We start from the raw sequence: 18,153 nt of genomic DNA on the forward strand, positions 1-18,153 counted from the left end.
ATCATGCCGCACGCGCTCGCCCTTTGGCTGCATCTGATAACCCGTCGCGGCGCGGTGCGGAAAGTCGCCGCGTTGCCGCCGCCGATGCCCGCGCGCCCGCAGGGCGACTTGATCTGCCTCTATGTCACCGCACCCGAAGCTTCCGCTGCGGCGATGCAACTCGCAAGCGAACTGGCGCGGGCGCGGCCGGGGGTGACGGTCATTTTGGCCGGAGCTGAGGCGGGGGCGGCGCAGCCTGGTGCTGCATGCATCGTGCCTGCACCCGCGATGACGGTTGTCGCGGCGCGGGCGTTTCTGGCGCTCTGGCACCCAGGTCTGGTTCTTCTCGTTGGTGCTGCAAGGGACATAGCCTTGCCTGCAGCGCTGATTGCCGAGGCAGCCGCTGCGGGCACGGCATTGATGCTGGTCGAGGCGCGCTTCGTTTTAGCCGCGAGCCCCGCGCGCTTGCCATGGTTCTGGCCACGCGCATTGCTGCGCGCGTTGCTGACGCGCATGGACTGCATTCTGGTGCCCGATCAGGCCAACGCCGCGTGGCTGGCGCATCTTGGCGTCCCGGCCGACAGGGTTGAACTTTCCGGCAGCATTCGCGAACCTGTCGAGCCGCTATCCTGCACCGAGGCCGAGCGCGCCGCCTTGGCGCAGCAGTTGCATTCGCGCCCGGTGTGGTTCGCGGTTGCCGTGCCCGAGGCCGAGGAACTCGCGGTGCTTGAAGCCCACGAAAAGGCGCTGCTGCGGGCGCACCGGATGCTGCTTGTCCTGATGCCTCAACGCGTGGAGCGCGCAGCCTTGCTTGCCGAAGCGGTAGAGGCGCGCGGCCACCATGCCGCCCGGCGCGCGCTTGAGGAAGAACCCGAGGACGATGTGCAGGTGCTGATTGTCGAAGACGACAGCGAGCTTGGGCTCTGGTACCGGCTTGCGCCGGTCACCTGGATGGGCGGCACGCTGCTTCGCGGCGGTGCCCCGCGCTCGCCGTTGGAGCCCGCAGCGCTTGGCTCTGCGATCGTGCATGGTCCCGCCGTAGCCGCGCATGCTGACGAATATGCCCGGCTTGCCGAGGCGGCTGCCTGCCGGGTGGCAAGCACGCCCGCGGCCCTCGCCGATGCGGTTGCCGAACTGATCGCCCCCGATCGGGTTGCGGCGCTTGCGCGGAACGCCTGGGAAGCGATATCGGGCGATGCCGGGGTGGCAGAGAAGATCGCGCGCCGGGCGCTGGCCGAGCTTGACGCCGCGCTGGTGCGCGGCGCGGGGCAAACCTGATGCGCGCGCCGGTGTTCTGGTTCACCCGACCCGACAGCCCGGCATTCGCCGCGCGCCTGCTGGCACCGCTCGGGGCGGTCTATGCTGCGGCGACGGCGCGTCGGCTGGCGCGGGGTGGCGCGGGTTTCGCGCCGGGGGTGCCGGTGATTTGTGTCGGCAACCTCAACGCAGGCGGCACCGGCAAGACACCCACGGTGATAGCGCTGGTGCAACACCTCGCCGCGCGCGGCGTGACGGCGCATGTTGTCAGCCGCGGCCATGGCGGCAGGCTCGCCGGGCCGGTGCAGGTATCCGAACGCGCGCATTCCGCCGCGGAGGTGGGTGACGAACCCCTGTTGCTTTCGGCCTTCGCCCCCACCTGGGTCTCGCGCGACCGCGCGGCGGGTGCCGCGGCTGCGGTGGCGGCGGGGGCGCGGGCAATCGTGCTGGATGATGGCCACCAGAACCCGTCGCTGCACAAGGATCTGTCATTGGTTGTGGTTGATGCCGCGAAGGGCTTTGGCAATGGCCGATGTCTGCCCGCAGGGCCCCTGCGCGAGCCGGTGGCGACCGGCCTTGGCCGCGCCGACATCGTTCTTTCCATCGGCCCGGCCGCCGCGCAGGCCGGTTTTGCATCCCTATGGGGCCGACACATTCCCGTGCCGCACCTGACCGGCGCGCTCGAGCCGCTGGAAACGGGCATGGACTGGGCCGGGCTGCGGGTGCTCGCCTTCGCCGGTATCGGTCATCCGGAGAAATTCTTTGCAACCTTGCGTGGTCTGGGTGCCGAGGTGCTGCGTGCCGAGGCGCTGGAAGACCATCAGCCGTTCGGCCCGGCCCTGCTGGCGCGGCTTGAGACCGAAGCCCGGCTGCTGCATGCGCAACTGGTGACAACCGAGAAGGATGCGGTGCGCCTGCCCGCCGCATTTCGGCCAAAGGTACTTGCCCTGCCGGTTCGGTTGCGGCTCGATGATGCGGCACCACTTGATGCCGCTCTGGCACGACTTGGGCTTTAGCGATTTATCTCGCGGTGCACGTCGCTGTTGTGTTCGCCCAGCATCGGCGAGGGGCGATCAAGCGCGAGTTCTGCGCCCGAAAAGCGGATCGGCAGCCGCACCCCCGGCACTCCGCCCGGCGCAATCTGCATTCCGCGTGCCACGATCTGCGGGTCGGAAAAAACCTCGGCCATGTCGTTGATCGGTCCGGCGGGCACACCCTCGGCCTCGCAGGCGGCCAGCAGATCGGCCTTGGTCCAGCCGCACGTCGCCGCGCTCATCAGGGCGGTCAATGCCTCGCGGTTCCGAATACGGCTGGCGTTGGTGGCATAGGCTACTGCTTCTGCAATTTCAGGAAGTTTCAGAATTCTGCAAAGCCTACGATACTGCGCATCATTCCCCGTCGCCAGAATCAGGTGGCCGTCGGCGCAGGGAAACACCGCATAGGGCACGAGATTGGGGTGCGCGTTGCCAAGGCGCTTTGGCGAAACCCCGGTGGCAAGGAAATTCATCGCCTGATTGGCCATCACCGAAACGGCCACGTCAAACAGCGCCACATCGATCATCTGGCCCAAACCGGTCGCGTTGCGCTGGTGGAGCGCCGCGAGAATTGCGCTGCTGGCATAGACGCCGGCAAACACGTCCACCACCGCAACGCCGACCTTTTGCGGCTGGCCATCGGCTTCACCGGTCACGCTCATCAGCCCCGACATGCCCTGAATGATGTAGTCATATCCGGCGCGCTCGGCGTAAGGCCCGTCCTGCCCGAAGCCGGTAATCGAGCAATAGATCAGTCGCGGGTTTACCTGCTTCAGGCTGGCATGGTCGAGTCCGTATTTCACCAGCCCCCCGACCTTGAAGTTTTCAATCACGACATCGGCCCCGGCCACCAGATCGCGCACAAACTGCTGCCCCTCGGGGGTTCGAAAATCACAGGTGACCGAGCGTTTACCGCGGTTTGTCGCGTGAAAATACGCGGCCGCCTCCTCGCCCTCGCGGGTCAGGAACGGTGGTCCCCAGCGGCGCGTATCATCCCCCTCCGGGGCCTCGACCTTGATGACATCTGCACCAAGGTCGGCCAGCATCTGCCCGGCCCATGGACCGGCCAGAATGCGCGCCAGCTCAACAACTTTCAGCCCGGCAAGCGGCGTCATGCCTATTTTGCCAGTTCCGCGTCGAGGATTTTCTTCAGATCGGCGTAGTTCATGTTCGAGTACTTCACGCCATTGACGAAAAGTGTGGGTGTGGAGTTCACCTCATCGGCCCCGGCGCGGGCCTGATAGGTCGCAACCATCGCCTCGGCGCGCGCATTGTCGGTGAGGCACGCGGTGACCGATTCCTGCGTCAGCCCTGACTTCAGGCCGATCTTCATCAGGTTGTTGATAATGGTGCCTTCAGTCCCGTCGCCGAGCCATTCTTGCTGCGTTTCGTAGATGACGCCACTGACGGGATAGTACTTTTCGGTTCCCCCGCAGTTGGCAATCATCGCGGCCATCAGGCCGAACTTGTCGAAATACACTTCGCGGTGGATGAACTTCACAAGTCCGGTGTCGATATAATCAGCCCTGAGAGGGCGCAGCACGGCAGAATGAAAGTTGCCGCAATGCGGGCAAGTGTAGGAGGCATATTCGATAAGCGTGACCTTGGCCTCTTCATTGCCAAGGATGATGTCTGGCAAAAGCGCGGCCGTGCTGGTTCCCGCCCCTTGCGCCAAAGCGGCAAGCGAAAACTCGGATGTTGTGGGCGCGGGCTGCGCCAGCCACCAGCCGCCCGCAGCAATGGCGGCGGCGGCGACGAGGCCGAGAAGCAACTTGGGGGCGTTTTTCGCCATGGGTCAGCCTTTCTGAATGTCGGTCGCGCTCGGGGTGCTTTCCGGCGCGCGTGCAGGACGGGATAGTACGTTCTGGCCAAGCATCGCAAGTGCTGCGCGCAAGTCTGGGTCGGAAATCGCCGAAACGGCGGCCTCGGCGCACTTAACGATTGCCGGGTCCGGCGCGGGCGAGGGGGTCGATGGTGCGGGGCCAAAGCTCGCCTGCCCTTCGGCAAATCCGGTGGGCGCGGTCTGGGTGATGAGCAGCCGCGAGATTGCATTGTAACCATAGCAAGCGTTTACCCGCTCGCGAATGCGCTCCAGCTGCATCTGCACCAGAGGTGCTGCGGGGCCAGTCGTCAGCAATGTCAGCGTTGCGCCAAGCCCGCTCTTGCCATAGCCGATCTTGACCGGCCGGGTCATCGCGGCAATTTCGGCACCGACAACCTCCGGCCAGTGCGTCAACAGCCGGACAAGGGTGAACCCGCGCGATTCGCCAGCTTTTCGCACCGGCTCGCGCACAAGGCCCGAAGCAGGCTCGAAGCCCCGCATCCGGCGTTTGTCGGCTGATGATGTCATCGCGGGCTTTCCCTTTTTGCCCGGTCATTCTAGGCAGGGCGGACAGATTTGCCAGCCAAATGCCGAAAGGGGCCATAAAGATTGCGTGACGGCGCGGGCGCAGATTTCGGAGCGGCGCTTCTTGGCTGGTATGACCGGCAGGCACGGGTATTGCCCTGGCGGGTTGGGCCTGCGGCGCGCAAAGCCGGGGTGCGGCCCGACCCCTACCGGGTCTGGCTTTCCGAGGTGATGTTGCAACAAACGACCGTCGCCGCAGTGCAGGGCCATTTCGCGCGCTTCATTGCGGCCTGGCCCAGTGTCGAGGCGCTCGCTGTCGCGCCCGAGGCCGAGGTCATGGCGGCATGGGCGGGGCTTGGCTATTACGCCCGCGCCCGCAACCTGTTGGTCTGCGCCCGTGAGGTCACCACCCAGCACCGGGGCAGCTTTCCCGCAACCGCCGCTGCGCTGCGCGCGCTCCCCGGCGTTGGCACTTACACAGCCGCCGCCATTGCGGCAATCGCGTTCGATGAGCCTGCAACCGTGGTCGATGCCAATGTCGAGCGTGTAGTGGCGCGGATTTTCGCGGTGCAAACGCCAATGCCGGCTGCAAAACGGCAGCTCGTGCAACTCGCCGAAGGTCTCACCCCGGCCAACCGCCCCGGCGACCACGCGCAGGCAATGATGGACCTCGGAGCTACCTGTTGCACCCCGCGCGCGCCCGCTTGCGCTGATTGCCCGGTTTCCAGCCACTGCGCGGCGCGGGCGGCGGGGTTGCAGGAGGTGCTGCCGCGCCGGGCCGCCAAAGCGGCAAAGCCGCAGCGCCGCGGGTTTGCCTATGTGGCGCGGCGTCGGGATGGCGCGTGGCTGCTGGAGGTTCGCCCGCCGCGCGGGCTTTTGGGTGGCATGCTCGGCTGGCCGGGGTCGGCTTGGGGCGAAGACCCAGTTGCAGCCCCGCCCATTTCGGCAAAATGGCGCGAGGTTCCGGGCGAAGTGCGCCATACCTTCACCCATTTTCTGCTTTCGCTGCGGGTTCTGGTCGCCGAGCCGCCCGAAACCACCGAGCCGCCAGAGGGTTCTGCCTTCGCGAGCGCCGCTAGCTTCAACCCCGCCGCACTTCCCACGTTGATGCGAAAAATCCTGCAAATCGCGCAAACCGGCCTTTCGAAACGCTGAAGGGCGTTTCTGCCGCAGGCCTTGACGATTGCGCCTTGTCGTCGGCGCGCTATCATCCGCCCGCTTGCGCAACCCCGGAGATCACCCATGTCCACCCGAGAAGAAATCCGTCGCCCCGCCCGTGCGCTGCCGTTCTGGCTATCACTTGGCATGGTGCCGCTGGCTGTTCTGGGTGCCACGGTTGGCGGCTGGACCGTGGTATTGCTGCCGATCTACGGCTGGGTCGCGGTGACCGTGCTTGACGCGATTCTGGGGCGCAACGAGGATAACCCGGACGTGGAGACCCCCGAGGCCGACCTGTTCTGGTATCGCCTCATCACCATGATCTGGTTTCCGGTGCAGTTTGTCACCATCTTCGGGCTGACCTGGTGGGTGACGCACACCGATCATCTGGGCGCGCTTGAAACCATCGTTCTGTTCTTCGGCGTCGGCGTGATTTCGGGAACGGTCGGCATCGTCTATAGCCACGAATTGTTCCACCAGAAGAACAAGCTTGAGATCGCGCTGGGCGATCTTCTGCTGTCAACCGTGTTCTACGGGCATTTCCATACCGAGCACCTGCTGGTGCACCATTGGTATGTCGGCACCCCGCGCGATGCTGCCACCGCGCGCTACAATGAGGGCTTCCATCGCTTTTTCTGGCGCGTGCTGCGCGATTGCCCGCGTTCGGCGTGGGCCGCCGAAAAGCTGATGCTGGCGCGCGCCGGGCGCAGCGTCTGGCACCGTTCAAACCCGTTCTGGCGCTATGGAGCACTGCAACTGGCAATGATTGCACTGGCAATTTACCTTGGCGGCTGGGTGGGTCTGGCGCTTTTCGTCTTTCAGGGCTTCATCGCCATCTGGCAACTGGAACTGACGAACTATGTCGAACACTACGGCCTGACGCGCGAGCACAAGGGCGAGGGCAAGTATGAACATGTGCTGCCGCGCCATAGCTGGAACGCCAGCCACATGGCCTCGAACTGGCTGCTGATAAACCTTCAGCGCCATTCCGATCATCACTACAAACCCGACCGGCGCTTTCCACTGTTGCAGACCTACACCGACGAGGAAGCTCCGCAGCTTCCCTACGGCTACCCGGTGATGACGACACTGGCGATGGTGCCGCCACTCTGGCGCCGACGGATGAACCCGCGTGTGCGCGCTTGGCGCAAGAAATATTACCCCGAGATCATCGACTGGGCTGCGTATAACCAAGGCACCAACCCGATGCCGTCAGGGTCGGTTTGAAGGTGCCTCCGGCGGGGATATTTGGCCTGAAGCAGTGACGAAAAAGCCCCGCCGTGTTTACGCGGCGGGGCAGGTTTGTGCGATGCGGGCGGGCCCGCTGTGCACTGGCGGTAGGGATGGGGCGTCAGGTATCCGGTGCGTCCATTTCGGCGCGGATCTGCTGGCGCAGAATGTCGATCGGCACCATCTTGCCCTCGCGCTTGAAGTGCCAATAGGTCCAGCCGTTGCACGAGGGCGCGCCTTCCAGATGCGCGCCGACCTGATGGATCGAGCCTTTCACGTCATTACCGATCAGCGTGCCATCGGCGCGCACCTTGGCCTTGAAACGGTTGCCGAGCGAGAAGAGCTCTTCGCCGGGGCGCAGCATGCCGCGTTCGACCAACTGGCCGAATGGCACGCGGGGCTCGGCGCGTTTCGAGCCGGTGGTTTCCAGCGCATCGCGGTCGAACCTGCGGATGCGGGCAAGGCGGCGCTCGGCCACCTCGCGGTACGCCGCTTCGCGTTCGATGCCGATGAAATCGCGCCCGAGCATCTTGGCGACTGCCCCGGTGGTGCCAGTGCCAAAGAACGGGTCAAGCACCACATCGCCGGGGTGGGTCGTGCCAACCAGCACGCGGTGCAGCAGGCTTTCGGGCTTTTGCGTCGGGTGCGCCTTGTCGCCCGCGGCGTCTTTTTCGCGCTCGTGCCCGGTGCAGATCGGCAGCACCCAATCGGACCGCATCTGCACGCCTTCATTGAGCGCCTTCAGCGCCTCGTAATTGAAGGTGTATTTGCTGGCTTCCTCTTTCGAAGCCCAGATCAGCGTTTCATGTGCATTGGTCAGCCGCTTGCCGCGAAAATTCGGCATCGGGTTCGACTTGCGCCAGACCACATCATTGAGGATCCAGAATCCCTGATTCTGCAGCTCGGCACCCATGCGAAACACGTTGTGATACGAGCCGATCACCCAGATAGCACCATTTGGCTTCAAAAGGCGGCGCGCGGCGGCAAGCCAGGCCTTGGTGAAGCGGTCATAGCTGGCAAAAGAGGCGAACTGGTCCCAGGCGTCATCCACCGCATCGACCTTGGAATTGTCGGGCCGGTGCAGGTCTCCCTTCAGTTGCAGATTGTAGGGCGGATCGGCAAAAATCAGGTCGATGCTGCCCGCAGGCAGCGAATTCATCACCTCGATGCAGTCGCCCGCAAGTATCTGATTGAGCGGCAGCGCGCTTTGCGCCAGCCGACTAAGGGTCTTGGTCATCTGCTGCCTCTGTCCCCGGCATTCGTGCCGTTTTCTTTGGCCTAGGATGAGTCAAAGGCGATTCGCCGTCAAACTCTTTTTGAATCAATGGGTTAGAGAAATATCTTGATACAAGATGTTGTGCACCGGCCTGAACGAACGCCTATGGTGAGGGGTCACACCAAGATTTTTCAGCGCCGCGAGATGTTCGGGCGTGGGATAGCCTGCGTTTTTCTCCCAGCCGTAGCCGGGGTGCTGTTGCGCCAAATCCACCATCAGCGCATCGCGCGCCACCTTGGCGATGATCGAAGCGGCGGCGATGGAAAGGCTGCGGGCGTCGCCTTTCACAATGCACTCGGCGCTGAGCGGAAGCCCGCGGGGCATCCGGTTACCGTCAATCAGGGCGTGATCCGCACGCAAACGCAGCGCCGCGAGTGCGCGCCGCATTGCCAGATGCGATGCCTGCAAGATGTTCAGCGCATCGATTTCCGCAACCGAGGCATGGGCCACCGCGCAATCGGCACTGGCCCAGATCTCGCCAGCGATTGCCGTGCGCTGATGGGCGGTCAACGCCTTGCTGTCGTTCAGACCGGAGGGGATGCGCGCCGGGTCAAGCACCACCGCGGCGGCGGTGACAGGGCCGCAAAGCGGCCCGCGCCCGACCTCGTCCACCCCGGCAATGCGAACCAGCCCGCGCACCCGCGCAGCAATTTCATGGGCGAAGTCGGGGGTGGATCTCATGTCGGCATCAAGCCGCATTCCAGACGCTGGCGCAACGCAAAAAGGCGGGGGTTGAAGCCCCCGCCCCCGCCCGCCGCAGGCGTACCATGCAACAACACGCGGCGCGAAAACCTTAGCGGCGCGAGATTCGGAACCCGGCATCGCTCAGGCACGAGGTGCCATAGACGCGCTGGGTGCCCCAGTCGGTGCGGATATCGAAGGCGCAGTTCGAGGGCAACCGTGCGGTCACGCCTTCGTCGCGCAGGCACTGGGCCGAGACAACTTCGCGGTTGCCCGAGTTCAGCCGCACGGTGCGCAGGCACTTGCCCGGCAGCCAGGTTGCGCGGTTTTCCCAGCCATTGTTGTGATTGTCATTCCAGCCGTTGTTACCCCAGTTGGTGTTCGGCGGTGGCGCGCGGCGGGGCTGCGGTTGCGGCCGCGCGTTGCCCTTGTTCGCTTCATTGATGACGGCACCGAGCACGGCCATGCCAAGCAGCACCCCCAGAAATTCGCGCGCGTTCTTGTCAAGCGCTGCGGCGGGCGTGGCGGTGATGCCGGTCAATGCGATGGCGGCGGCGGCGGACAGGGCGATCATGCGTTTCATATCAGCGGTTCCTCGTGGGGGCGGCTGGCAGGCAGCGCCGGTTGCGATAGGCCGACCCTCACCCCGCAGCGGCCTGCCAAGCAATATCAGCCGCCTGCTATCGCATAGCAGCCCGGTTTCGCGCCCTCGCTATTGAATAGCAACCCGATCTCGGCGCAAATCTGTCGCATGAAAACGCTCATCCCCCTCGCTTTGCTGGTGCTTGCCGCCAGCCCCGCCAGCGCCCTCTGCTATGCCGATTACAAGGCCAAGCAGGATAGCCCGCTTCGGCTGCACTACGGTGTCGCCCAGCTTCCCGATGCCGCCTGTGGTTCGGCACAAGCCGCTGCCCAGGCGCTTGCGCCGCGACTGGCGCAAAACGGCTGGACGCTGCTCAATATTCTCTCCATCTTCGGTGCCGAAGGATTGGAGCAGAGGAAAGCGAGTGCCGGCACGAATTTCCTTCGTTACTGACAGCCTGCGCAGCGGCAATCGCGTGGTGCTCTGGGGCGTCGGCGCGATCGTGGCGACACTGGCCGCAGCCGCCGTGGGGCTTTTTGTGGCGCTGCCCGATGCCAATGCCTTCAATGCCCGCGTCGAGCGCATCTTCATGGAAAACGATGCCTTGACCGGGGCGGGCGAGGTGCGGCTGCTTGAGGTGCTGGCGCAGTCGGGAACCTCATTCTCCGAGGTGCTGTCGAGCTACCGGGTCATCATCTTCATTCTGCTGCTGTTCGCCGCAGCGCTGCTGATTGCCGCACTGGTTTTCATGATGATGATCGTCTCGCTCAACCGCCGCATGGGCGAAATTGCGCGTGCTGGCATCGAGGTGCGCAGCCTTACCATCGCGCGGGCCGAGAACGCGGTGATCCTGAACGACATGGCTTTCAGCCTCACGCCCGCCGCTATCGAGACGCTGGCGGTGCTTGCCGAGGCGAGGATGGATGATGACGTGCTCTCGGGTGCTGAAATCGAGGCGGTCATTTCGGGGCGGAACGCCGCCGATTGTGACGAGGCAGCCGGGGCGACCCGGATCAAGCGGTTGCGCGATGCGCTCGGCAATCAGCTTGTGGCCGAACTTCTGGTGCGCAACATCGCCCGCAAGGGCTATATGCTCGACGTTGACAAGGCCACCTTGCGCATAACCTGAAGGCGGTGTGGTGACCCCGGATGGATTCGAACCATCGACCTGCCGCTTAGGAGGCGGCCGCTCTATCCCCTGAGCTACGGGGCCATTGGTGCCTTAATGCTGGCATTCCGGGCGCGGCGCAAGCGGGCAGAACGCCAGCGCGCGGATTTCGCCGGTCAAGAAAGTTGCGCCAGACAGCGGAAATATTGCCGTTCCATATCCGTTAGCCATAACATCATCGGGGGCATATACTTGCGCAGTCAAAAGCTTTGGCGCTAAGGATGGGAAAGCCCCTCCACGAAAGGTTTGCCGCGTGAACCGAACACCGCTCGATCCCCGCCGACCTTTGACGTTACGCGATGTTTCCGAAGCCTCGGGCGTGTCCGAGATGACGGTCAGTCGGGTGTTGCGCAATCGCGGTGACGTGTCGCCCGCGACGCGTGAAAAAGTGCTCGAGGCGGCGCGGCGGCTTGGCTATGTGCCCAACAAGATCGCCGGTGCCCTTGCCAGCCAGCGCGTCAATCTGGTGGCGGTGATCATCCCGTCGCTTTCGAATCTGGTGTTTCCAGACGTGCTTGGCGGCATATCCGAGGAACTTGAGGATACCGGGCTGCAACCCGTCGTGGGGGTGACGAAATATTCGCCGCAGCGTGAGGAATCGATACTTTACGAGATGCTTTCGTGGCGGCCTGCCGGTGTCATCATTGCCGGGCTGGAACATACGCCAGCGGCGCGCTCGATGCTGGAAAACTCGGGAATTCCGATTGTCGAGATCATGGATGTGGATGGCAAGGGGGTTGATGCGGTTGTCGGTATTTCGCACCGGCGCGCCGGGCGCGAGATGGGCAAGGCGGTAATTGCCGCAGGCTACAAACGGATCGGTTTTCTCGGCACCAAGATGCCCGACGACCACCGTGCCCGCAAGCGGCTCGAAGGTTTCAACGAGGCACTGGCCGAGGCTGGGCTGGAGCTGGTGGATTCGGTCTATTACTCCGGCGGCTCGGCGCTTCTGAAGGGGCGCGAAATGACCAAGGCGATTCTGGCGCGGCACCCCGAGATCGATTTTCTCTACTATTCTAACGACATGATCGGTGCTGGCGGGCTGCTCTGGTGCATCGAAAATGGTTATGACGTGCCGAACAAGCTGGGGCTGGCCGGGTTCAACGGGGTCGATCTGCTCGATGGTCTGCCGCGCAAACTGGCTACAATGGACGCCTGCCGCCATGAAATCGGAATTCGCGCCGCGCAGATCGTCGCCGGGCGCAGCCATTCCGGGTTGATTGGTGGCGAGGTGGTGGAGTTGTCGCCGGTGCTGCAACCCGGCGACACGATCCGCAAGGCATAGGGGGCCTCAGCCCCCTCCGGGCCTTGCGGCCCGTTCACCCCCGAGGATACTTGCCCTGAAGCAGTTTCAAGCTTTTGGGCGGAATGCGGTGATCTGCGTCGGGTCGGTTTCGATGCGCGCCGCGCCGATCAGGTCAAGACAATAGGGCACGGCGGCAAAAACCGCACCAAGGCAGGTGGCGATGGCCGCAGGCTTTCCCGGAAGCGTGATGATCAGGCTATGGCCCGCGATGCCCGCCGTCTGCCGTGACAGAATTGCGGTTGGCACCTCGCGCAGGCTCGCGCGGCGCATTTCTTCGCCAAAACCGGCAAGCTCTTTTTCAATGACCAGCGCTGCACCTTCAGGCGTTTCGTCGCGCGGTGCAGGCCCGGTTCCACCGGTTACCAGAATCAGGTCGGCACCTTCTGCCACAAGTCTGCGCAGGCAGGTCGCCACGCTGTCGCGCCCGTCGGGAATGATCTCGCGGGATACGGCAAGGGGCGATGTCACGACACCGCGCAACCAGGCCTCACAGGCCGGGCCGCCCTTGTCTTCGTATTCGCCGCGGCTGGCGCGGTCGGACACCGTGACAATCGCGGCGCGCGCCGTCATTTGCGCGCGACCCGGGCGTTGCGGGTGGCGATCAGCTTGAGCCGGAGCGCATTCAGCCGAATGAAACCCGCCGCGTCCTTCTGGTCGTATGCGCCCGCGTCTTCCTCGAAGGTCACATGGGCTTCGGAATACAGCGAGTGTTCCGACCAGCGCGCCACGGTGCGGGCGGAGCCCTTGTAAAGCTTCACCCGGACGGTTCCCGAAACATGCTCCTGGCTCTTGTCGATCAGCGCCTGCATCATCTCGCGCTCGGGCGAATACCAGAAACCGTTGTAGATCAGTTCCGCATAGCGCGGCATGATCGAATCCTTGAGGTGCCCCGCACCCGCATCGAGCGTTATCTGCTCAATGCCGCGGTGCGCCTCGAGCAGGATCGTGCCGCCGGGGGTTTCGTAGATGCCGCGCGACTTCATTCCGACAAAACGGTTTTCGACGAGATCGAGGCGGCCAACGCCATGCTTGCCGCCAAGCTCGTTCAGCCGCGTGAGGATCGTGGCGGGCGACATCGCCTCACCGTCGATCGCGACCGCGTCGCCGCGCTCGAAGGTGATTTCCACCATTTCCGCCACATTGGGCGCGTCTTCCGGGTTCTGGGTGCGCTGGTAAACGTAGGGAGGCGCCTCGTTGGCAGGGTTTTCCAGCGCCTTGCCTTCCGACGAGGTGTGCAGCAGGTTCGCGTCAACCGAAAATGGTGCCTCTCCGCGCTTGTCCTTGGCAATTGGAATCTGGTTCGCCTCGGCGAATTCGATGAGCTTGGTGCGCGAGGTCAGATCCCAGAGCCGCCAGGGCGCGATCACCTGGATATGCGGATTGAGCGCGTAGGCCGAAAGCTCGAATCGCACCTGGTCGTTGCCTTTGCCGGTGGCCCCGTGGGCCACGGCATCGGCACCGCATTCCGCAGCGATCCGCACGAGGTGTTTGGAAATGAGCGGCCGCGCGATCGAGGTGCCCAGAAGATAGAGCCCCTCATAAAGCGCGTTGGCGCGGAACATCGGAAACACGAAATCGCGCACGAATTCTTCGCGTACATCGACGATATGGATGTTGTCCGGCTTGATCCCCAGGAGCAGCGCCTTCTTGCGCGCGGGTTCAAGTTCCTCGCCCTGCCCGAGGTCGGCGGTGAAGGTCACCACCTCGCAGCCGTATTCGGTTTGCAGCCATTTCAGGATGATCGAGGTATCGAGGCCGCCGGAATAGGCAAGCACGACTTTCTTGGGTGCGGACATTGGGGCCTCTGTGCAGGAGTGTTCGATACCGCGTCGGTTTATTGGGTTTTGCACAGGGCGGCAAGGGTGCGTGCCGGGGCGGCGTCCAGCGCTGCCCCGGCCGAAAATCAGTAGGTGGTAGGCTCGGGCAAGGCAGGCTCAAGCCCCAGTTGCGCGCGCAGGAATGCGAGCGCCTCGGGCGAAAGCGTGCGGCCATTGGCGGCGGCGATCAGAGCCTCGGCCTCGGCGGCCTCGGCGGCGGCCTTTGCTGCTGCGGCGGCGGCTGCCGCTTCGGCCAATGCGATCGCTTCCGCCTCAGCGGCCAAGACCTCGGCTGCCAGCGCCGCAACAGTCGCTTCCTGCGTTGCCGCCTCGGCCAGTTCGCCCGAAAGCGCCGCGAGGTCGGCGGCATAAGTGGGTGATGCCGGGTCAAGCGCTGCAATGTCGGCATCTATTTCATCAGAGGTGCGACCAGAGTAGCCCGCGTTCAACGCAGCAAGCTCGGCTTCAAGCAAGGCCAGCGCTTCGGCTGCGGCGTCCGCCGCGGCGGTCGCGGTAGCCGCCGTTTCTGCTGACGCGAGTACCGCACCGGCGCTGGTCCGGTAGGTTTCGATCCGGCCGACCTGGCTGTTGGGGGCGGCATTGGCCGCCGCCTGTGCGCTCGCGTGGTAGGCGTTCAGACCCTTGAGTTCGGAGGCGGGGGCAGCGCCTTCGGGCTTGCCACCACCGTTGCTGCCAGCATTTCCGTTTCTATTTGTGTTGGCTTCGACACCGGACTCACGCTCGGGTTTGCCGCCCTGATCTGCGCCATTGTTGCCCTTGGCCTCGCTCTTTTCGTTTTTGGCGAACGCCGGGCCGGCCCCGAATATCCCGCCGGGAAGTGCTGGTACCATCATCAGAGCCGAAACAGCGGCGAAAATCGAGAGCTTTGCAAAGACAGGTTTCATCGGGAAGCCTCCTCATGTCTGTCGGTGAGCGGCGCGGCCGCCTGAACGTATCGGATGCAGCAGATGTAGGGCAAAACTGTGGCGATTGACACGCAAGCAGGATCGGATCAGCGAAGTTCCGCCGCGCGCAGCCCGCTTGACAGCGGCGTTCGAAACTGGCGCAAGGGCTTGACCAAGTCAGGAAGGCACCATGCCCCGGTTCTCAAAATCCGCCCTTGATGCCACCGCTGCGCTGCGCGCGCTGTTCGAAGCCACCCCCTTGCAGCGCAACGATCACCTGTCGGCGCGCTATGGTGCCGAAATCTGGCTGAAGCGCGAAGATCTGGCTCCGGTGCGCAGTTACAAGCTGCGCGGTGCCTTCAATGCCATGCGCAAGATGCGCGCAGCGAACCCGGCGCAGTCGCATTTCGTCTGTGCCAGCGCGGGCAACCATGCGCAGGGCGTGGCCTATGCCTGTCGCCATTTCGGGGTGCAAGGCACGATCTTCATGCCGGTCACCACGCCGCAACAAAAGATCGACAAGACCCGCACCTTTGGGGGTGACGCGATCGAGATTGTGCTGACCGGCGACTATTTCGACCAGACGCTGGCTGCAAGCCAGCGCTTTTGTTCCGAGGTCGGGGCGCATTTCCTGTCGCCTTTCGATGATGCCGATGTGATCGAGGGGCAGGCTTCGGTTGCGGTGGAGATACTGGACCAGCTTGGGCGCGCGCCAGATCTGGTGATCCTGCCGGTTGGCGGCGGCGGTCTGGCCGCCGGGGTGACGGGATATCTGCGCGAGGCTGCGCCGGGGGTCGATTTCCGTTTTGTCGAGCCGCTGGGCGGTGCCAGTTTTGCGGCGGCGTTGGTGGCGGGCGCACCGGTGACGCTGAAAAAGGTCAACAGTTTCGTTGATGGTGCCGCCGTGGCGCGGGTGGGGGCGCTGCCGTTTTCCCGCCTTGCGTGGGTGCGCCCGGAACAGGTGTTGCTTGCGCCCGAAGACCGCATCTGCATCACCATGCTCGAAATGCTCAATGTCGAAGGTATCGTGCTGGAACCGGCTGGCGCGCTTTCGGTTGATGTGCTGCCCGAACTGGCTGGCGAGATTGCGGGCAAGACCGTTGTCTGCGTGACTTCGGGCGGCAACTTCGATTTTGAGCGCCTGCCCGAGGTGAAGGAGCGCGCGCAGCGCTATGCCGGGCTGAAAAAATACTTCATTCTGCGCATGCCGCAACGCCCCGGCGCGCTGCGCGAGTTTCTGGCCATGCTCGGCCCCGATGACGATATCGCGCGCTTCGAGTATCTGAAGAAATCGGCGCGCAACTTCGGCTCGGTGCTGATCGGCATCGAAACCAAATCCGCCGCCAATTTCGCCAGACTTGCGGCAGAGCTTGATGCCGCCGGTTTCAGCTACCGCGACATCACCGATGACGAGGCGCTGGCGGAGTTTCTGGTCTAGGCGACCCGGCTGCCGCCGACCGTACAAAACTCGCCCGCGCGCGCCATGAACGCCGCTTTCGACGAAGCGTAGTTTGCCACGACCGACTGCACATTGACGGCAGCGCCGCTGCCTGCGGCCGCCATGCGCTCACCATCCTGACAGGCGGCACCGAAGGCGGCAAAGCCCAGGTTCCAGGCGCTGCCCTTGAGAAAATGCAGCTCGTCCTCGAGTCTTTCGGGCTTGGCCCCCAGCCGGGCAACCACCGCCTCGACCTCGTCGAGAAACAGTTCGAGCACTTCGGCGAAACCTTCCTCGCCGATTTCGTCGCGCAGCTCGGCCACGCGTTCCCAGTCAATCATTTCCATCTCCACCGACCATTTTCCTTCACCGCCTGCCACGCTAGCCGCAAGAGTTTGTCGAAAGCTTAAAAGTGGCATCTGCCGCAGGTTCACCGCACGTTAAGCGCCGCCGGGTTAGGTTGCGCCGTCGCGAGGTGTGAAGGGTTATGTCGTGTCGCAAACGCCGATCAGCGCGCCGGGTCTGCCGGATGCCCTGCCGGAAGCATTTAGCCGCCGTATTCTGGTTGTTGATGACAGCCGGATGCAGCGGCGCATTCTGGCGGCACAACTCGCGCGGGCCGGGTACGAGGTGCTTGAGGCCGCAACCGGCGACGAGGCCTTGCAGATGTGTGCCACGCAGCAGGTTGACCTGATCCTTTCCGACTGGGTGATGCCCGGCATGTCCGGGCTTGATTTCTGTCGGGCTTTTCGCGCCATGCCGCGCGATGGCTATGGCTACTTCATCTTGCTCACCTCCAAGACCGAAAAGGGCGAAGTGGCGCAGGGGTTGCAAAGCGGGGCCGACGATTTTCTCGCCAAGCCGGTGAATGGCGATGAGCTGCGGGCCCGTCTGGCGGCGGGTGAGCGGATTTTGCGCATGCAGGCCGAGCTGAAGGCCAAGAACCGGTTGGTCAGCACCACACTTGATGAATTGCAGCGGCTCTACGATTCGGTCGACCGCGACCTGCGCGAGGCGCAAAAGCTGCAACAAAGCCTGCTCAAGGACCGCCACCGCAGTTTCGGCAGCGCCGAGGTGTCGCTGCTGCTTCGGCCTTCGGGCCATGTCGGCGGCGATCTGGTGGGGTATTTTCCGATCAACGCGCGGCGGGTCGGGCTTTTTGGCATCGACGTTTCCGGCCACGGCATCACTTCGGCGCTGATGACGGCGCGGCTGGCGGGCTACCTTTCGGGGTCGTCGCCCGAGCAGAACATAGCGCTTATCCAGACGGAATATGGCATTTACGACGCCCGCCCCCCGCATGAGCTTGCGGCACACCTCAACGCGCTTGTGCTCGAAGAGATGCAGACGGAAAGCTATTTCACGCTCATTTATGCCGACGTGGATCTGATAACCGGCAAGGCGCAGATCGTGCAGGCGGGCCACCCGCACCCCGCCGTGCAGCGCGCCGATGGTTCGGTCGAATACCTCGGCAGCGGCGGGCTTCCGGTCGGGCTCATTGAAGGGGCGGAGTATGAGCTGGTCACAACGACGTTGCACCCCGGCGACAGGTTGTTTCTGATGTCGGATGGCATCACCGAGGCGGCAGATGCAGGGGGCGCGCTGCTTGGCGAAATCGGCCTGCGCAAGATCATGCTGCGCAACGCCCTGCTGCGCGGCGAGGTCTTTCTGGAAAGCCTGATGTGGGATCTTTCAGCCTTTGCCGATGGCGATCTTGGCGACGATGTATCGGCGGTGCTGTTCGAGTTTGACGGTGCCAAGGAAAATGCAGGCTAGAGCCTGTCCGACAAAAGTGGGCACCGATTTTGTCGCAAGACAGGCGACAAACCAAGAAGCTAGTGTTCCGAGTCTGACATTTGCTACCGATTTCCCCTGATTTCATCGAGAGCATCGAGCGCGCGGCGCTCGCGGGTGATGATATCATCGGCGGTCTTGCTCCAGACGAAGGGCTTCGGTTTGGCGTTGTGCTGCAGC

Annotated in this window: 19 protein-coding genes and 1 tRNA gene; 9 read left to right on the forward strand and 11 right to left on the reverse strand. The window is 63.9% G+C overall.

What is annotated here, in order from left to right; genetic code table 11:
• Positions 1-3 precede the first annotated feature (3 nt).
• Both Q8J98_RS03990 and lpxK read left to right on the forward strand, forming a co-directional pair.
• Positions 4-1,257, forward strand: a complete 1,254-nt coding sequence (locus Q8J98_RS03990) for a 3-deoxy-D-manno-octulosonic acid transferase (protein ID WP_305293240.1) — start codon at positions 4-6, stop codon at positions 1,255-1,257.
• Complete coding sequence (gene lpxK, locus Q8J98_RS03995) at positions 1,257-2,252, forward strand: tetraacyldisaccharide 4'-kinase (protein WP_305293241.1); 996 nt, start codon at positions 1,257-1,259, stop codon at positions 2,250-2,252. The genes Q8J98_RS03990 and lpxK overlap by 1 nt, the downstream gene beginning before the upstream one ends.
• On the opposite strand, the gene Q8J98_RS04000 is transcribed toward lpxK, so the two are convergent.
• The 3 genes from Q8J98_RS04000 to Q8J98_RS04010 are packed head-to-tail and all read right to left on the reverse strand — an operon-like array spanning position 2,249 to position 4,620.
• The gene (locus Q8J98_RS04000; protein ID WP_305293242.1) at positions 2,249-3,385 is read right to left on the reverse strand and encodes a CaiB/BaiF CoA-transferase family protein; all 1,137 of its coding nucleotides are present in this window, start codon (positions 3,383-3,385) and stop codon (positions 2,249-2,251) included. The genes lpxK and Q8J98_RS04000 overlap by 4 nt on opposite strands.
• A gap of 2 nt (positions 3,386-3,387) precedes the next feature.
• The gene (locus Q8J98_RS04005) at positions 3,388-4,062 is read right to left on the reverse strand and encodes a DsbA family protein (protein WP_305184769.1); all 675 of its coding nucleotides are present in this window, start codon (positions 4,060-4,062) and stop codon (positions 3,388-3,390) included.
• 3 nt (positions 4,063-4,065) lie between these two features.
• Complete coding sequence (locus Q8J98_RS04010; RefSeq protein WP_305293243.1) at positions 4,066-4,620, reverse strand: DUF721 domain-containing protein; 555 nt, start codon at positions 4,618-4,620, stop codon at positions 4,066-4,068.
• An 81-nt stretch (positions 4,621-4,701) separates the two neighbouring features.
• Here Q8J98_RS04010 and mutY point away from each other — a divergent pair, with 81 nt between their 5' ends.
• Both mutY and Q8J98_RS04020 read left to right on the forward strand, forming a co-directional pair.
• Entirely contained in the window at positions 4,702-5,772 is a 1,071-nt protein-coding gene (gene mutY, locus Q8J98_RS04015; RefSeq protein WP_305293244.1) for an A/G-specific adenine glycosylase, read from the forward strand.
• An 87-nt stretch (positions 5,773-5,859) separates the two neighbouring features.
• Positions 5,860-7,002, forward strand: a complete 1,143-nt coding sequence (locus Q8J98_RS04020) for an alkane 1-monooxygenase (protein WP_305293245.1) — start codon at positions 5,860-5,862, stop codon at positions 7,000-7,002.
• A 124-nt stretch (positions 7,003-7,126) separates the two neighbouring features.
• On the opposite strand, the gene Q8J98_RS04025 is transcribed toward Q8J98_RS04020, so the two are convergent.
• The 3 genes from Q8J98_RS04025 to Q8J98_RS04035 form a co-directional block, all read right to left on the reverse strand.
• Positions 7,127-8,242 carry a site-specific DNA-methyltransferase gene (locus Q8J98_RS04025; RefSeq protein ID WP_305293246.1) on the reverse strand — a complete coding sequence of 372 codons (1,116 nt, stop codon included), beginning with the start codon at positions 8,240-8,242 and terminating at the stop codon, positions 7,127-7,129.
• An 84-nt stretch (positions 8,243-8,326) separates the two neighbouring features.
• The gene (locus tag Q8J98_RS04030; protein WP_305293247.1) at positions 8,327-8,962 is read right to left on the reverse strand and encodes a ribonuclease HII; all 636 of its coding nucleotides are present in this window, start codon (positions 8,960-8,962) and stop codon (positions 8,327-8,329) included.
• Between the two features lie 112 nt (positions 8,963-9,074).
• Positions 9,075-9,545, reverse strand: coding sequence for a hypothetical protein (locus tag Q8J98_RS04035; RefSeq protein WP_305293248.1), 471 nt, complete (start codon positions 9,543-9,545; stop codon positions 9,075-9,077).
• A 168-nt stretch (positions 9,546-9,713) separates the two neighbouring features.
• On the opposite strand from Q8J98_RS04035, the gene Q8J98_RS04040 reads away from it, so the two are divergent.
• Both Q8J98_RS04040 and Q8J98_RS04045 read left to right on the forward strand, forming a co-directional pair.
• Positions 9,714-9,998, forward strand: a complete 285-nt coding sequence (locus Q8J98_RS04040) for a hypothetical protein (RefSeq protein ID WP_305184776.1) — start codon at positions 9,714-9,716, stop codon at positions 9,996-9,998.
• A complete protein-coding gene (locus Q8J98_RS04045; RefSeq protein ID WP_305293249.1) occupies positions 9,970-10,674 on the forward strand; it encodes a helix-turn-helix domain-containing protein in 705 nt (234 codons plus the stop codon). The genes Q8J98_RS04040 and Q8J98_RS04045 overlap by 29 nt, the downstream gene beginning before the upstream one ends.
• An 8-nt stretch (positions 10,675-10,682) precedes the next feature.
• On the opposite strand, the gene Q8J98_RS04050 is transcribed toward Q8J98_RS04045, so the two are convergent.
• Positions 10,683-10,758: transfer RNA gene (locus tag Q8J98_RS04050), tRNA-Arg, on the reverse strand.
• Between the two features lie 208 nt (positions 10,759-10,966).
• On the opposite strand from Q8J98_RS04050, the gene Q8J98_RS04055 reads away from it, so the two are divergent.
• Positions 10,967-11,998, forward strand: coding sequence for a LacI family DNA-binding transcriptional regulator (locus Q8J98_RS04055; protein ID WP_305293250.1), 1,032 nt, complete (start codon positions 10,967-10,969; stop codon positions 11,996-11,998).
• Between the two features lie 66 nt (positions 11,999-12,064).
• On the opposite strand, the gene mog is transcribed toward Q8J98_RS04055, so the two are convergent.
• The 3 genes from mog to Q8J98_RS04070 all read right to left on the reverse strand — a co-directional run bounded on the left by mog (position 12,065) and on the right by Q8J98_RS04070 (position 14,741).
• A complete protein-coding gene (gene mog, locus Q8J98_RS04060) occupies positions 12,065-12,589 on the reverse strand; it encodes a molybdopterin adenylyltransferase (protein ID WP_305293251.1) in 525 nt (174 codons plus the stop codon).
• Complete coding sequence (locus tag Q8J98_RS04065; protein WP_305293252.1) at positions 12,586-13,815, reverse strand: argininosuccinate synthase; 1,230 nt, start codon at positions 13,813-13,815, stop codon at positions 12,586-12,588. Before Q8J98_RS04065 ends, mog begins: the two co-directional genes overlap by 4 nt.
• Positions 13,816-13,922: 107 nt before the next feature.
• On the reverse strand, positions 13,923-14,741 hold the full coding sequence (locus tag Q8J98_RS04070) for a hypothetical protein (protein ID WP_305293253.1): 819 nt from the start codon (positions 14,739-14,741) through the stop codon (positions 13,923-13,925).
• Between the two features lie 190 nt (positions 14,742-14,931).
• Here Q8J98_RS04070 and ilvA point away from each other — a divergent pair, with 190 nt between their 5' ends.
• Positions 14,932-16,179 (forward strand): threonine ammonia-lyase IlvA, encoded by a 1,248-nt coding sequence (gene ilvA, locus Q8J98_RS04075; protein WP_305293254.1) that lies wholly within the window; start codon positions 14,932-14,934, stop codon positions 16,177-16,179.
• On the opposite strand, the gene Q8J98_RS04080 is transcribed toward ilvA, so the two are convergent.
• Positions 16,176-16,520 carry an Hpt domain-containing protein gene (locus Q8J98_RS04080; RefSeq protein WP_305293255.1) on the reverse strand — a complete coding sequence of 115 codons (345 nt, stop codon included), beginning with the start codon at positions 16,518-16,520 and terminating at the stop codon, positions 16,176-16,178. The genes ilvA and Q8J98_RS04080 overlap by 4 nt on opposite strands.
• A 151-nt stretch (positions 16,521-16,671) precedes the next feature.
• Between Q8J98_RS04080 and Q8J98_RS04085 the strand changes: the two genes are divergently transcribed.
• On the forward strand, positions 16,672-17,955 hold the full coding sequence (locus tag Q8J98_RS04085; RefSeq protein WP_305293256.1) for a PP2C family protein-serine/threonine phosphatase: 1,284 nt from the start codon (positions 16,672-16,674) through the stop codon (positions 17,953-17,955).
• The last annotated feature ends 198 nt before the right edge of the window (positions 17,956-18,153 follow it).

The sequence above is a fragment of the Phaeovulum sp. genome, assembly GCF_030684035.1.
GTDB lineage: Bacteria > Pseudomonadota > Alphaproteobacteria > Rhodobacterales > Rhodobacteraceae > UBA6213.

Excerpts from the sequence above, each read along its gene's own strand:
- Q8J98_RS04025 (WP_305293246.1), bottom strand. The coding sequence starts at position 8,242 with ATGACCAAGACCCTTAGTCGGCTGGCGCAAAGCGCGCTGCCGCTCAAT.
- Q8J98_RS04030 (WP_305293247.1), bottom strand. The coding sequence starts at position 8,962 with ATGAGATCCACCCCCGACTTCGCCCATGAAATTGCTGCGCGGGTGCGC.
- Q8J98_RS04000 (WP_305293242.1), bottom strand. The coding sequence starts at position 3,385 with ATGACGCCGCTTGCCGGGCTGAAAGTTGTTGAGCTGGCGCGCATTCTG.
- Q8J98_RS04065 (WP_305293252.1), bottom strand. The coding sequence starts at position 13,815 with ATGTCCGCACCCAAGAAAGTCGTGCTTGCCTATTCCGGCGGCCTCGAT.
- mog (WP_305293251.1), bottom strand. The coding sequence starts at position 12,589 with ATGACGGCGCGCGCCGCGATTGTCACGGTGTCCGACCGCGCCAGCCGC.
- Q8J98_RS04070 (WP_305293253.1), bottom strand. The coding sequence starts at position 14,741 with ATGAAACCTGTCTTTGCAAAGCTCTCGATTTTCGCCGCTGTTTCGGCT.
- Q8J98_RS04005 (WP_305184769.1), bottom strand. The coding sequence starts at position 4,062 with ATGGCGAAAAACGCCCCCAAGTTGCTTCTCGGCCTCGTCGCCGCCGCC.
- Q8J98_RS04010 (WP_305293243.1), bottom strand. The coding sequence starts at position 4,620 with ATGACATCATCAGCCGACAAACGCCGGATGCGGGGCTTCGAGCCTGCT.
- Q8J98_RS04080 (WP_305293255.1), bottom strand. The coding sequence starts at position 16,520 with ATGATTGACTGGGAACGCGTGGCCGAGCTGCGCGACGAAATCGGCGAG.
- Q8J98_RS04040 (WP_305184776.1), top strand. The coding sequence starts at position 9,714 with ATGAAAACGCTCATCCCCCTCGCTTTGCTGGTGCTTGCCGCCAGCCCC.
- Q8J98_RS04035 (WP_305293248.1), bottom strand. The coding sequence starts at position 9,545 with ATGAAACGCATGATCGCCCTGTCCGCCGCCGCCGCCATCGCATTGACC.
- Q8J98_RS04020 (WP_305293245.1), top strand. The coding sequence starts at position 5,860 with ATGTCCACCCGAGAAGAAATCCGTCGCCCCGCCCGTGCGCTGCCGTTC.
- Q8J98_RS03990 (WP_305293240.1), top strand. The coding sequence starts at position 4 with ATGCCGCACGCGCTCGCCCTTTGGCTGCATCTGATAACCCGTCGCGGC.
- ilvA (WP_305293254.1), top strand. The coding sequence starts at position 14,932 with ATGCCCCGGTTCTCAAAATCCGCCCTTGATGCCACCGCTGCGCTGCGC.
- lpxK (WP_305293241.1), top strand. The coding sequence starts at position 1,257 with ATGCGCGCGCCGGTGTTCTGGTTCACCCGACCCGACAGCCCGGCATTC.